The sequence below is a fragment of the Streptomyces sp. NPDC050619 genome, assembly GCF_040654815.1.
Lineage (GTDB): Bacteria > Actinomycetota > Actinomycetes > Streptomycetales > Streptomycetaceae > Streptomyces.
The window spans coordinates 1-12,073 of the sequence record NZ_JBFAIR010000058.1 but is presented as its reverse complement, the minus strand read 5'-3'; the positions used below and the strand labels follow the sequence as shown (position 1 = coordinate 12,073).

The window sequence follows — 12,073 nt, the reverse complement described above, 5'->3', positions numbered from 1 at the left end:
GTCGTACCGGTCGAATTATCAGCCAAATCCTGGCAAGGTAGCCCCATGGTTGATCGGGGAGTGAGCGCCCTGATACTCCCGGACGACTGGCCCGCCCACCCGGATCCGATTCTGGCGCTCAATCGCATGGGCAGCTTCGACTGGGACCTGGACAGAGGTCTGTTCCACATGGACGCCCAGGCCCACGAGGTCTTCGACCTGCGCCCCGACGAATACGACGGGCACCCCGAAACCCTGGTCGTCCGGATCCCGCGGGCCGAGGCCCACCGGCTCGACACGATGGTCGCCCAGGCCCTGAAGGACGGCAGCGAGAACTACGGCACCTACTTCCGCCTCCGCTGCCGCGACGGCACCCTGCGCTGGACCCACACCCAGGGCTACATCCGGCGCGACGAGACGGGCCGTCCCCGCCGGGTCATCGGCATCGTCCGCGACGCCACCCAGGAGGTCGACGACATCGAGTCCCGCCGGGAACAGGCCGAACAGGACGAGGCCCGGCGCCGGCAGACCAACGTCGTCCAGCTCACCACGGCCGCCCTCGCGCACGCCCGCACCGTCCAGGACGTCATCGACGTCCTCAAGGACACCCACGGCCTCACCCACCTCGGCGCCACCAGCCTGGTCATGGGCCTGGTCGAGGCCGGCCGCATACGGCTCATAGCCGAGGGCCCGAAGGACAGCTTCGTCCCCGGCACCGACATCACCCGGATCGACGAGCCCTACCCGATGAGCGAGGCCGTCCGCACCCTCAGCCCCCGCTTCATCGAGTCACCGGAGGAGTTCGCGGAGCGCTATCCGGTCCTGTGGCCGCACATCACTGACCTGAACATCACCTCGGCCGCCTACCTCCCGCTCATCGTCGAGGCCCGGCCGATCGGCGCCGTGGGCCTGCTCTACAGCGACCGGCGCGGCTTCTCGCCCGAGGACCGCAACGTCCTCATCGCCCTCGGCAGCAGCATCGCGCAGAGCCTGCAACGCGCCATGTTCTACGAGCAGGAGAAGGACCTCGCCACCGGCCTCCAGCAGGCCATGCTGCCGCGCACCATCCCCAGCGTCCCCGGCGCCGACGTCGCCGTCCGCTACCGTGCTGCCACTGCCGGGGGCTCCTTCGGCCCGGACATCGGCGGCGACTGGTACGACCTGATCCCGCTGCCGGGCGGCCGCGTCGGCGCCGTCATCGGCGACGTCCAGGGCCACGACACGCACGCTGCCGCCGTCATGGGCCAGCTGCGCATCGTCCTGCGGGCCTACGCGGCCGAGGGCCACACCCCGGCCGCCGTGATGGCCCGCGCCTCCGTCTTCCTCCACGAGCTCGACACCGACCGCTTCGCGACCTGCCTGTACGCCGAGGCCGACCTGTCCACCGGAGTGGTCCAGGTGGTCCGGGCCGGCCATATCGACCCGCTGGTCCGCGGGCTCGACGGCACCTGCCGCCGGATCGCCGTCGACGGCGGCCTGCCCCTTGGCCTGTCCGCCGAGTTCGGGCGCCTCGAATACCCCGTCGGCATCATCGAACTGGACCCCGGTCACACCCTGATGCTGTGCACGGACGGCCTGGTCGAACAGCCCGGCGCCGACCTCGACGACGGCATGAAGGTCCTGGCCGCGCTCATCGCCGCCGGCCCCGAGGACGTACGGGACCTAGCCGACTGCCTGATCGACGTGGCCGAGGAACGCGGCGGTGACGACGACGTGGCCCTGCTCCTGCTGCGCCGCCGCGGCCTGGACGCGCCCCGGGCCGGGGGCCGGCTCCAGCAGCACGTGGCACCCGGCGACCCCGAGGCCCTGGCCGAGGCCCGGCACATGATCCGCGCCGCGGTCGGCGCCTGGGCGGCCCGCGACCGCTGCGACGAGATCGAACTGGTCGCCGACGAACTGATCACCAACGCCCTGGTGCACACCGAAGGCTCCGCGATCGTCACCCTCAGGGTCCTCGCCGGCAGTGAGCGCCGGCTGCGCGTCGAGGTCGAGGACTCCTCCAGCGCCCTCCCGCGCCGCCGTGAGGCGGGCGAGTCGGGTGTCTCCGGACGGGGCCTGCTCCTGGTCGACCTGCTTGCCGACGTATGGGGCGTGGAGGCGCGGGGCGGCGGCAAGTGCGTGTGGTGCGAGTTCGTGGTGCCGCAGCGGTGCTGAAGACGACGGCGTCCGGTGGCACTCTGGACCTATGCCGGAACTCCCCGAGGTCGAAGCGCTCAAGGACTTCCTCACCGAGCACCTGGTCGGCCACGAGATCGTACGGGTGCTGCCCGTCGCGATCAGCGTCCTGAAGACCTATGACCCTCCGCTGACCGCCGTGGAGGGCCGCGAGGTCACCGCCGTGCACCGGTACGGCAAGTTCCTCGACCTCGCCACGGACGGCGGCCCGCACCTCGTGACCCACCTGGCCCGGGCCGGCTGGCTCCACTGGAAGGACCGCCTCCCGGACGGCCCGCCCCGCCCCGGTAAAGGCCCCCTCGCCCTGCGCGTGGCCCTGGAGACCGGCGCGGGCTTCGACCTGACGGAGGCGGGCACGCAGAAACGCCTCGCCGTGTACGTCGTCCACGACCCCCAGCAGGTCCCCGGCGTGGCCCGCCTGGGCCCGGACCCGCTCGCCGGCGACTTCGACGAGGCCCGCTTCGCCGCCCTGCTGAAGGGCGAGCGCCGGCAGCTCAAGGGTGCCTTGCGCGACCAGGGCCTGATCGCCGGCGTGGGCAACGCGTACAGCGACGAGATCCTGCACGCGGCGAAGATGTCCCCGTTCAAACCGACCTCGTCGCTCACGCCCGAGGAGACCGGACGCCTGTACGAGGCTCTGCGCACCACCCTCACCGAGGCGCTCGAACGCTCCCGGGGCGTGGCGGCCGGCCGCCTGAAGGCCGAGAAGAAGAGCGGCCTGCGCGTCCACGGCCGCACCGGCGAGCCCTGCCCGGTGTGCGGCGACACCGTCCGCGAGGTCTCCTTCAGCGACTCCTCGCTCCAGTACTGCCCGACCTGCCAGACGGGCGGCAAACCGCTGGCGGACCGGAGGATGTCGAGGCTGCTGAAATAGGTCACCACCAGTTGCTGCCCACGAGGTAGGCGAGGAGCGTGAGGACGGTCACGATCAGGGTCGGGACCGCCAAGCCCTTCGCCCAGGTGGTCAGGATCCGCGTGATGTTCGCTTCCTTCTTCGTGTAGCGCTCCCGCCGCGCGTCCAGGTCGTGCCGGGCGATCGGGCGGAGTACGAGTGCCGCCACGGCGGTGATCAGGGCCCACCTGAGCGGGCCGAGTACCGAGAGGTCGCGGACGTGGTCCTCGATCTCCCACCCTTCGTTGATTCGGCGCTCGATGGCTTCTGCCGCGTCCACGACGGTTACGACGCCCAGGGCGACCGCGGCGACGGCGCAGGCGAGGGCGGCGACGGCGAAGGCGGGGGCTCGGCGGAACCTGGACACAGTCCCGCGTGGCTTCTGCTCCTCCCGGCCGGTTGAGGCTTTCGGAGGTGGCGGCTGCTGCGGAGGGGTTTTCGGCGGCGGCTCCGGCGGCGGGGTGTGGACGACGACCGTCTCCGCCTCGTTCGGCGCCGGTGCGGTCTCGTCGGACGCCGGCGGCTCGGGAGCCGTCCCGGGCGGCTTGTGCGCGGGCTCCACCACTACCTCGACGGGGATCACCGCCTCCCCGGCGACGCCCTTCAGCACGATCTCCCCGGCAAGGCGCCCCTCGGTGTACGTCTCCACGCGGACGTTCAGCCCGGACGTGGACGGCTCGACCCGCAGCCATGACTGCTTGGGCTGGGCCACGCAGTGGCGGGCGAGGGGCGGGCCGCCCAGGGCCACCGACCGCTGCCGCGCGGCCGAACCCTCTGGCACCGAACCGAAGTCCAGGTGGTCCGGGAGGGGCGCCAGGCGGATCTCATGCAGGGCGCCCACCGCCTGATCGGCTATCTGCCGGATGTCGTTGCGCGCGATCTCCTCCAGGTCCTGGCGTGCCCCTTCGGCCTTGGGGAGGGACTCGTCGTGCAGACGGTCTCGCAGCTCATGCACGGCGCCCTGCCGGGTCAGGGTGTTGTCGCTGTGGATGGCGTCCAGCAGGTAAGGCGGCGAGGGAATCCCCGCGATCTTGATACGGCCGCGCCGGCTGTGCGCCAGATGCAGGTCCCCCTGCATCTCCATGGTCCGGCTGGGCGTCTGGTTCGGGTTCTGGTCCCGAACGTGGTCGAAGACGTATTCGTACAACTCGTCGCACGAGATCTTGCCGTCCTCGTCGAGATCCGCTTCGCCCGACTCCAGGCCCTGCACCACCGCGTGGGTGAACACCGATGGCCGGGGGGCGGAGTTCGCGGCGAGGTCGGGGCCCTCGAAGGCGTACTCCATGGAGTTGGACGCCGTGATGACCGCCCAGCCCCGCCCGCCGGGCGACTTGTCGGCCTCGAACGACTCGAGGACGTTCACCTCCCCGGAGGCACGCACGGAGGACGACCCCCGGGAGAAGGCTCCGCCGTAGCAGCAGTCGAGGAACAGGACGGTGCTGCCGGCCCGGGTGCGGGACATGCACTGGCGGACGAACTGGGCCGGGACGGCGGTGGCGTCGAGCAGCCGGGGATCGGTGTCGCTGGCGGCGAAGTACAGCTCGCCGGACTCGCTCTTGATGCCGTGGCAGGAGAAGTGCAGCACCATGATGTCGTCGCGTCGGCGGTCGTTGAAGAAAGTCTGGACGCGTCGCCGCATCACGTGGGCCGGTTCGTTGCGTACGACATCGACCTCGAAGTCACCGATTTCGGGATCGTGCAGGACCTCGGCGAGGGCCGCGGCGTCCTGTGCCGGTGCCCGGAGTTTCTTGAGCCCCTGATCGTCGTAACGGTCGTTGGCGATGATCAGCGCATGCCGGGATTCCGTCATGTCTGGCTCTCCACTGTCGAATGGCGCTGCACGAAGAGGTCGAAGGCTGCTGCGACTTGGTCGTCCGATGCCTCCGAGATGTCCAGGACGTCGTCGTCCAGCGCCAGGCGCAGCGACGGGCGGGCGTGATGGCTCCGGCCCAGCCAGCCCCGGAGCACGGTCACCACCTGGCTCAGGGCGGTGGCCGAAGTGCCCAGGGCCACCAGGAGGGAGCCGATCTGGGTCACGTCCACCGCCCGCGCACCGGGTGGAACTTCCTCGCCGGGCACGGCTGTCACGTCGTCCACGTCGAGTTGGAGCAGTTCCTCGCGCAGATAGTTGGTCAGATCGGCCACGCGCTCGGGATCCGCTCCCTCCTCGGAAAGGAGGATTCGCAGTTCTTTCTCCACCGGGTCAGCCCCTCGTTCGTGAGAGTCGGGGCGGCGCAGAGTCGGACCAACGGTGGCTCCACGTCATTTGTTCCAGTTTGTGGTGTGCTCCGGACGGTGGCAAATCGGTGCCTAGCGAGACTCCAGCGTCACCAGGTGCTCGCCGTCCATCGTGCGCAGCTCGTAACGGGCGATCTGGGCGGGGTGCATGGCCGTGCCGCCTTGCATGGTGTTGGCCCGGGCGTCGTGCCGGCGCACATTCCAGTTGGTCACCGTCTCCTTGGAGCCGTCGTGGCCGACGGCGATCAGCCGGCAGGCGCGGGGACCCGCTCCGTCCTTGACCTTGAGCTCCACGCCGCTGCCCCACGCCTCGCCCTCGGTGGTGACCTGCGCCCACACACCCGACCGTTCGTCGGTCGCGGTGAGCCGCACGGCCGACTCGTCGGCGCCGCCCGCCGACATGGCGATCCAGGGCCCGGCCACGGCGAGCACCACCGACGCGGCCACGGCGTACAGCAGCCGCCTGCGCCGTGCCCGGTTGCGTGCCGCCACCTCGCCGAGCAGCCGGTCCAGCAGCCGGGGGCCGGGCTGGGTCATGGGGTGCACGACACGCGGCGTCGCCCGCCGGTACAGCATCAACTGCCGGCCGGTGGGGCCGAATTCGGTCACGTGCACCGCACAGCGGGTGCACTCCATGAGGTGGTCCTCGAAGCGGAAGGCGTCCGCCTCGTCCAGCACGCCGAGCGCGTAAGCGCCGACGTCGCGATGCCTTTCCAGGGACCTCATGCCGAATCCTCGTGCCGTTGGGTGTGAGCGGGGTTACTCCCTGCTCCCTGCTACCACCGGTACGCACCCGGCAGCCGAATCACTCAAGGCGTACACAGAATCGCGACCAAGGGATTCGGAGCGGCCGGACCCACGGATTGGTCCCAGTCGAAACGAGTCTAAAAAAGGTGGATGGCGAGGTGCCCGAGAGGCAACCCGAGCTGCCAGGCCGGCGTCCACACCTTGGGCCCCTCGTCCTCGCCGACCACCGGACCGCCGCCCGGCACCGCGTTCAGATCGGGGGCGAGCAGCTCGGTCTCCTCCAGCCAGCGCCAGGCCGCCTGGGCCAGCTCCAGGTCGGGCGCGGGAGTGTTCGCGGCGACCGCCTCGGCGGTGAGCGCGGCCATGCGCTCGCTCACCCAGTCCTGCCACGGCTGGTCGTACGCCGTCAGCGACAGCCAGGTCTCCAGCTGGGAGACGACCTGGATGCCGGACAGTTCCCCGTCGGTGTCGGACAGGAAGACGGTCAGCGCCAGCGCGTCCCGCCCGGCCCGGAACTCGAAGGACGTCGGCGGCATCAGATCGCCGGACCGCAGCAGCTCGTCGGCGATGTACTCGGCGTACAACCAGGCCATGGGGACGGTCAGTTCGCCCCCGCCGGTGCCGTCCGTGCTCTCTTGACCTCTGTGGAGCATCCCTTCCTGCCTTCCTCCGGTGCGTGCGCGTCGCCCGTCGCCGGGCCCTCATCGGGCCCCAGTCCGGAACACGGATGAGGACAGCCGATTACTCAACCGGGGTCAGGGGCAAGGCGCTTTACGGAGGTTTGACTCAACAATCGGTTTCACCGCAGGTCGGCCGCATAACCCGGAAGCACCCGGCGCAGGGCACGCAGCGCGTAGTACGCACGGGACTTCACCGTACCGGGCGGGATTCCCAGGACCTCCGCGGCTTCCGCCACACTCGCCCCCTGGAAATACACCAGCACCAGGACTTCACGGTGTTCCGGAGTGAGTGTCTTCACAGCCTCGCGCACATCGAGGGTCGCGGCCGCCCGCTCGGCATGATCGGCGCACACCCGGGCGTTCTCCAGGATCGCGTCGCCGACCTCCGCCGGCCGCGCCTGCCGGGCCCGCCGCGCGTCGATCGCGAGCCGCCGCCCCACGGTCAGCAGCCATGGCCGTACGGACTCGAAGTCGTCGGCGCGCAGTGCCTCGGGGTGCTGCCAGGCCCGTACGAGGGTTTCCTGGACGAGGTCCTCGGCGCGCTGTCGGTCGCCGTCACAGAGCCGGAGGAGCAATGCGAAAAGGGGCCGGCCGTGCTCGCGCTGCAGTGCGGCGAGCTCGTGCTCGGCGGTCGTCCCGTTCGTGAGAGTGGTTCCGGCCGTCATGGCCGTATGGCACAACAAGGAGGCCTTTCTGGACAGGGCGGGGACGCAGGTCTGCGGCGGACGGTCGATCGCGTCGGCGAACGGTTCGGTGAACGGTTCCTTCCGCTCCGCCCGGTACCCCGGACGGGCTAAGAGGAATGGCCGGATTGTTTGCGGGCGCGCGCAGCTTCGTACCTTTAGTGAGTAAATATGACTACAAGGGGTGAGCTGATGATTGCACGCAGTCGACAGGTGGCCCTGGCCCTCACGGCCGTCCTCGCCGCGGGTGCCGCCTGTCAGGCCCACGAGCACGAGGCGCCGGGGCGGCCGGCCCCGTCCGCGACCGGTCCCCGCGGTTTCACACTCGTGGCCTCCGGCGACGTCCTCCCGCACAGCTCGATCATCGACCGGGCGCGCTTCGACGCGGGCGGCACCGGCTACGACTTCCGCCCGATGCTCGCCGGGATCGAACCCGTCGTCTCCCGCGCGGACCTGGCGCTGTGTCACATGGAGACCGTCTACGGCGCGGGCGGCGACTACACCGGCTACCCCACCTTCAAGTCCCCGCCCGAGGTGGCGAAGGGCCTCGCCGCCACCGGCTACGACGGCTGCTCCACCGCCTCCAACCACAGCCTCGACGACGGCGCCCAGGGCATCCTGCGCACGCTGGACGCCCTCGACCGCGCGGGCGTACGGCACGCCGGTTCGGCGCGCACCGAGGCCGAGGCGCGCACCGTCACGGTCCTGCGCGCGGGCCCCGCGAACGTCGCGCATCTCGCGTACACGTACGACACGAACGGCCTCCCGCTCCCGCAGGGGCAGCCCTGGGCCGTCAACATGATCGACGAGAACAAGGTCCTCGCGGACGCCCGGGCGGCCCGGCAGGCGGGCGCCGACGTGGTCGTCGTGTCCGTGCACTGGGGCACCGAATGGCAGGACGCGCCCGACGAGCGGCAACTCGCCCTGGCCCGGCGGCTCACCGCCGCGCGCACCGGCGGCCGTCCCGACATCGACCTGATCCTCGGCACCCACGCCCATGTCCCGCAGGCGTACGAGAAGGTCAACGGCACCTGGGTGATCTACGGCATGGGCGACCAGATCGCCGGCGAGATGTTCAACCACCAGGGCGCCCAGGACCCGCGCGGCAACCAGTCCACCCTCGGCCGCTTCACCTTCGCCCCGCCCGCCGAGCCGGGTGGCCGCTGGGAGGTGACGAAGGCCGAGTTCGTCCCGCAGTGGTTCGACGTCGACGCGGGCCGGGTGGTGAACCTCAACGACGCGATTGCCGCGGGCGCCGACATGCGCGCCGTGCGCGACCGGATCCGGGATGTGGCGCTGAGCCGGGGCGCGGCGAAGGACGGGCTCGCCATGGGGCGGTAGCCGGTTCGCCGGTCAGCGTCCCGCCGAGCACACGGATGCACGAGACGGACGCGACGGACGACGGTCGGCGGATGGGACAGACGGCCGTAGCGCCTGCCGCGACACCGACACCGACTGACACCGACAGCGGGAGCCCGACCGCGCCCCCCGGCGGCACGCACGGACCGGTTACGGCACCACCGTCACCGGCCACCGCCCCGCCTTCACCAGCCGCACCGCGACCGAGCCGACGATCCGGTGCCCGGCCTGCTCGGAGGCGCCCACGACCACCGCGTCCGCCTTCAGTTGGTCGGCCGCCTTCACCAGGCCGTTGTAGGGGTCGCCGGTGAAGGTGTGGAACTCCCAGCGCACGTCGAATATCCCCTTGGTGTGCTCGGCCGCCTCCCGGATCTGCGCCACGAGGTTCTCGGCTATCTCCCCGGTCGTGTCGGCGACCGGTGCCCCGAATGCCGCGCCCCCCGCGATCACCGGCTGCACGTACACCACGGCGAGCAGCGCGTGCTGCCGTCGGGCCAGGCCGCCGGCATACGCCGCGGCCCGGAGCGAGGAGTCGGATCCGTCCACGCCGACCACGATGACCTTCGGCCCGTCCGTGCCCCGTTCGAACTGGTGCGAGTGCTGCGAGTGCTGTTCCGTCACGGCTGTGAGGCTATCGGAGGACGGAGGTCGCACCGCCCCGCGGGGCTGCTCGACGGGTGGGCGGGATTCCACCTGGAGGCCGCCAAGTCATAGGCCGCGTGGGTGGAATCGTGCCGCCGGCCCGGTGTTGTTGTGGTGCGTCGGGTCCGCCGCGGGCGACTGATGAGTCATGACGAAGGATCAGTTGCTCACACGGCTGTGCACGCGGCGCCGGGCGTTGCTCGCCGGCGCAGCCGCGCTCGGGGCGGCCGGCACGGCCGGTCTGCTCTCGCTGGGCCCGGGCGGAGAGCCGGCAGGGCCCGCCCCCGCCACCGGTCCCCAGGCGCGCCGCACGCTCAAGCCCTCCGCCTACCGCCTTCAGCCCCTGGCCGGATACAGCCCGCCCCGGACCGAGCCCGGCCGGACCCTCGTACGGCGCGAGCCGTTCCTGCGCGTGTCCGGGCGCGGCCGCTCCATGGTGCTGACCTTCGACGACGGGCCCGACCCCCGCTACACCCCGGACATCCTGGACACCCTGGCGAAGTACGACGTCCGCGCGATGTTCTTCGTGTGCGGGGAGATGGCGGTCGAGCATCGCGACCTGCTGGCCCGCATGGCCGACGAGGGACACGTCGTCGGCAACCACACCTGGTCCCACCCGATGCTCACCCGCCTCACCCGCGGGCGCATCCGCTCCGAGATGGAACGTACCTGCGACGTCATCGAGGAGGCGTACGGCGAACGGCCGCTGTGGTTCCGCGCGCCCTACGGAGCCTGGAACCGGGCGGTCTTCCAGCTCGGTGCCGAACTGGGCATGGAACCGCTGGCCTGGACCGTCGACACCCTCGACTGGTCGACGCCCGGCACCCGCACCATCGTCCGGCGCGTGGAACGCGGCGCCGCCCCCGGTGTCGTGGTGCTCTCGCACGACGCCGGGGGCGACCGCGCCCAGAGTGTCCGGGCGCTGCGGGACTATCTGCCGCAACTGCTGGATTCCGGCTACCACATCACCGTGCCGTACCGGCGGTACGCATAACCGGGGGGCGCCACCGGCGGTACGCATGACCGGACGTCGCCCGCCCGGCCGGGGAGCGCTCAGCGGACCTCGACCAGGCGGGCGAAGGCGACGACGTTCCCGTTGTAGCCGCCCTGTTTGGAGAAACCGCCCCCGCAGGTGATGACCCGCAATTCGGGGGAGCCCTTGGAACCGTAGACACGGTCGCCGGGGAAGTTGTTCTTCTCGAAGACCTCGATGCCGTAGATCTCGAAAGCGGCCGTCTTTCCGTCCTTGCGGGCGACCTCGACGCGATTTCCCTTTTTCAGGGCCCCGAGTCCGTAGAAAACGGCCGGGCCCTGTTGGTTGTCGACGTGGCCGACGAGGACCGCGGTGCCCTTCTCGCCCGGAGTGACCGATCCGGTGAACCAGCCGGCCAGGTTCGGGTCCTCCGGCGGCGGCGCGCCGACCCAGCCGTCCGCGTCCAGCCCGACGGGCAGGATCGGCGCGTCGACCCTGATCGACGGGATGGCGACCCGGTCGGGCAGGGCGTACGGCAGCGGCTCGGGAGCCCGGCCGAAGGTGTCTTTGGGCATCCGGGTGTCCGCCGCGGCGGCGGCCGCGGGCTGCGGCGGCCCGACGTCGAACTCGCCCGAACCATTCCGAATGAGCGCGAGGCCGGTCAGCAGAACAAGCGCTATCACGCCCCAAGGAGCGCGCTTCTTCCGCCGCTCCTCCTCTTCGGCCAGTTCGGCCAGGTTGGACGCATACATTCGACTTCCCCTCTCGACGCGGCCGTCGCCACGTCTGTTCGCGCATACGAGAACGCTAAGTCCCGCGTGCGAAACCGGCGACGGGGCGCATGCGAACGGGTGGCCCGCGGCTGCCTCGGTGCGCCATCCGAGTTGCCGTGGCCAGGAATTTTCTGACGGTCCGTGACCTGCGGTGATATCCGATTGTGCGCTTTTCGCTCGGCGTGTCCCCTCACCAGGACGGACCATTCCCGAAATGCGGGTCCGCGCAAGGCGTCTGAGGGTCTTTCTGGGAGGCGTTTTCTCGCCGATCGACCGGGGACGGTTCCCGGGGCGCCTCCCGCGGAGGATCACATGCGTACTACTCGTGCCCTGGCGGCCACCGGCGCCGCGGTCGCCGCTCTCGGGCTCGCCGCCCCCATGGCCGTCGCGCTGGACGGCATGGGCGCTCGCCCGAGCAACATCGTCGCCCTGCCCAGCGTCATCGCCCGCGGGGGGCAGCTGACCGTCACGGTCGACGGCTGCCCGAATGGCGGCACCATGAGCTCGGACGCGTTCCCGACGACCACGCTCTCGCCCATCGGCGGCGCCAACCAGACGTCGAAGGGCACCGCGACGGTCAAGAGCGACGCCCGCCCGGGTTCGCACAGCATCACGGTCAAGTGCGACGGTCAGACCCTGAGCAACCCGGCGGCCTTCACCGTCATCGGCGGCGTCCAGGGCGGCCTCGGCGGCAGCAGCTCCAGCGGGGCGACGCCCACCGACATGGCCATCGGCGGCGGGCTCGTGGCCGTGGCCGCCATCGGCGGCGGGGTGTTCTGGATGCGCCGCCGGTCCGAGAAGCGGATCTGACGCTCTCTTCCTTTCCCTCTTTCTTCCTTCCTTCCGACTTCCTTCCAAGGAGGCGACTGACCCCGCAGACAGCTGCTCGCACGTGCGCAGGCCTTCGCCCCGGTCCCTTCAGGGATCCGGGG

General features: G+C 71.0%; 12 protein-coding genes. 5 read left to right on the top strand and 7 right to left on the bottom strand.

All coding sequences use genetic code 11. From position 1 onward, the window contains the following. Positions 1 to 45: 45 nt before the first annotated feature. Entirely contained in the window at positions 46 to 2,133 is a 2,088-nt protein-coding gene (locus tag AB0I77_RS49445) for a SpoIIE family protein phosphatase (RefSeq protein WP_363289560.1), read from the top strand. Between the two features lie 31 nt (positions 2,134 to 2,164). Then, positions 2,165 to 3,028, top strand: coding sequence for a DNA-formamidopyrimidine glycosylase family protein (locus AB0I77_RS49440; RefSeq protein WP_363289559.1), 864 nt, complete (start codon positions 2,165 to 2,167; stop codon positions 3,026 to 3,028). 1 nt (position 3,029) lies between these two features. Here the strand turns inward: AB0I77_RS49440 and AB0I77_RS49435 are convergent, their stop codons facing one another. The 5 genes from AB0I77_RS49435 to AB0I77_RS49415 all read right to left on the bottom strand — a co-directional run bounded on the left by AB0I77_RS49435 (position 3,030) and on the right by AB0I77_RS49415 (position 7,376). After that, positions 3,030 to 4,856 carry a caspase family protein gene (locus AB0I77_RS49435; RefSeq protein ID WP_363289558.1) on the bottom strand — a complete coding sequence of 609 codons (1,827 nt, stop codon included), beginning with the start codon at positions 4,854 to 4,856 and terminating at the stop codon, positions 3,030 to 3,032. Continuing rightward, positions 4,853 to 5,245: a hypothetical protein gene (locus AB0I77_RS49430; RefSeq protein ID WP_363289557.1), complete on the bottom strand. Its 393-nt coding sequence runs from the start codon at positions 5,243 to 5,245 to the stop codon at positions 4,853 to 4,855. The genes AB0I77_RS49435 and AB0I77_RS49430 overlap by 4 nt, the downstream gene beginning before the upstream one ends. A 111-nt stretch (positions 5,246 to 5,356) precedes the next feature. Beyond that, positions 5,357 to 6,010 (bottom strand): zf-HC2 domain-containing protein, encoded by a 654-nt coding sequence (locus tag AB0I77_RS49425; protein ID WP_363289556.1) that lies wholly within the window; start codon positions 6,008 to 6,010, stop codon positions 5,357 to 5,359. Positions 6,011 to 6,168: 158 nt separating this feature from the next. Next, on the bottom strand, positions 6,169 to 6,684 hold the full coding sequence (locus AB0I77_RS49420; protein WP_363289555.1) for a hypothetical protein: 516 nt from the start codon (positions 6,682 to 6,684) through the stop codon (positions 6,169 to 6,171). A 146-nt stretch (positions 6,685 to 6,830) separates the two neighbouring features. Beyond that, positions 6,831 to 7,376 (bottom strand): sigma-70 family RNA polymerase sigma factor, encoded by a 546-nt coding sequence (locus AB0I77_RS49415; RefSeq protein WP_363289553.1) that lies wholly within the window; start codon positions 7,374 to 7,376, stop codon positions 6,831 to 6,833. A 210-nt stretch (positions 7,377 to 7,586) separates the two neighbouring features. Here AB0I77_RS49415 and AB0I77_RS49410 point away from each other — a divergent pair, with 210 nt between their 5' ends. Continuing rightward, positions 7,587 to 8,735 (top strand): CapA family protein, encoded by a 1,149-nt coding sequence (locus tag AB0I77_RS49410; RefSeq protein WP_363289552.1) that lies wholly within the window; start codon positions 7,587 to 7,589, stop codon positions 8,733 to 8,735. A 168-nt stretch (positions 8,736 to 8,903) separates the two neighbouring features. Here the strand turns inward: AB0I77_RS49410 and AB0I77_RS49405 are convergent, their stop codons facing one another. Beyond that, positions 8,904 to 9,374 carry a universal stress protein gene (locus tag AB0I77_RS49405; protein ID WP_363289551.1) on the bottom strand — a complete coding sequence of 157 codons (471 nt, stop codon included), beginning with the start codon at positions 9,372 to 9,374 and terminating at the stop codon, positions 8,904 to 8,906. Positions 9,375 to 9,543: 169 nt separating this feature from the next. Between AB0I77_RS49405 and AB0I77_RS49400 the strand changes: the two genes are divergently transcribed. Next, the gene (locus AB0I77_RS49400; RefSeq protein WP_363289550.1) at positions 9,544 to 10,389 is read left to right on the top strand and encodes a polysaccharide deacetylase family protein; all 846 of its coding nucleotides are present in this window, start codon (positions 9,544 to 9,546) and stop codon (positions 10,387 to 10,389) included. A gap of 59 nt (positions 10,390 to 10,448) precedes the next feature. Here the strand turns inward: AB0I77_RS49400 and AB0I77_RS49395 are convergent, their stop codons facing one another. Beyond that, a complete protein-coding gene (locus AB0I77_RS49395) occupies positions 10,449 to 11,120 on the bottom strand; it encodes a class F sortase (RefSeq protein WP_363289549.1) in 672 nt (223 codons plus the stop codon). 333 nt (positions 11,121 to 11,453) lie between these two features. Between AB0I77_RS49395 and AB0I77_RS49390 the strand changes: the two genes are divergently transcribed. Next, a complete protein-coding gene (locus AB0I77_RS49390) occupies positions 11,454 to 11,951 on the top strand; it encodes a hypothetical protein (protein ID WP_363289548.1) in 498 nt (165 codons plus the stop codon). Positions 11,952 to 12,073: the final 122 nt, after the last annotated feature.

Coding starts and splice junctions, on each gene's coding strand:
- AB0I77_RS49445 (WP_363289560.1), top strand. CDS start 46: ATGGTTGATCGGGGAGTGAGCGCCCTGATACTCCCGGACGACTGGCCC.
- AB0I77_RS49440 (WP_363289559.1), top strand. CDS start 2,165: ATGCCGGAACTCCCCGAGGTCGAAGCGCTCAAGGACTTCCTCACCGAG.
- AB0I77_RS49435 (WP_363289558.1), bottom strand. CDS start 4,856: ATGACGGAATCCCGGCATGCGCTGATCATCGCCAACGACCGTTACGAC.
- AB0I77_RS49425 (WP_363289556.1), bottom strand. CDS start 6,010: ATGAGGTCCCTGGAAAGGCATCGCGACGTCGGCGCTTACGCGCTCGGC.
- AB0I77_RS49420 (WP_363289555.1), bottom strand. CDS start 6,684: ATGCTCCACAGAGGTCAAGAGAGCACGGACGGCACCGGCGGGGGCGAA.
- AB0I77_RS49415 (WP_363289553.1), bottom strand. CDS start 7,376: ATGACGGCCGGAACCACTCTCACGAACGGGACGACCGCCGAGCACGAG.
- AB0I77_RS49410 (WP_363289552.1), top strand. CDS start 7,587: ATGATTGCACGCAGTCGACAGGTGGCCCTGGCCCTCACGGCCGTCCTC.
- AB0I77_RS49400 (WP_363289550.1), top strand. CDS start 9,544: ATGACGAAGGATCAGTTGCTCACACGGCTGTGCACGCGGCGCCGGGCG.
- AB0I77_RS49395 (WP_363289549.1), bottom strand. CDS start 11,120: ATGTATGCGTCCAACCTGGCCGAACTGGCCGAAGAGGAGGAGCGGCGG.
- AB0I77_RS49390 (WP_363289548.1), top strand. CDS start 11,454: ATGCGTACTACTCGTGCCCTGGCGGCCACCGGCGCCGCGGTCGCCGCT.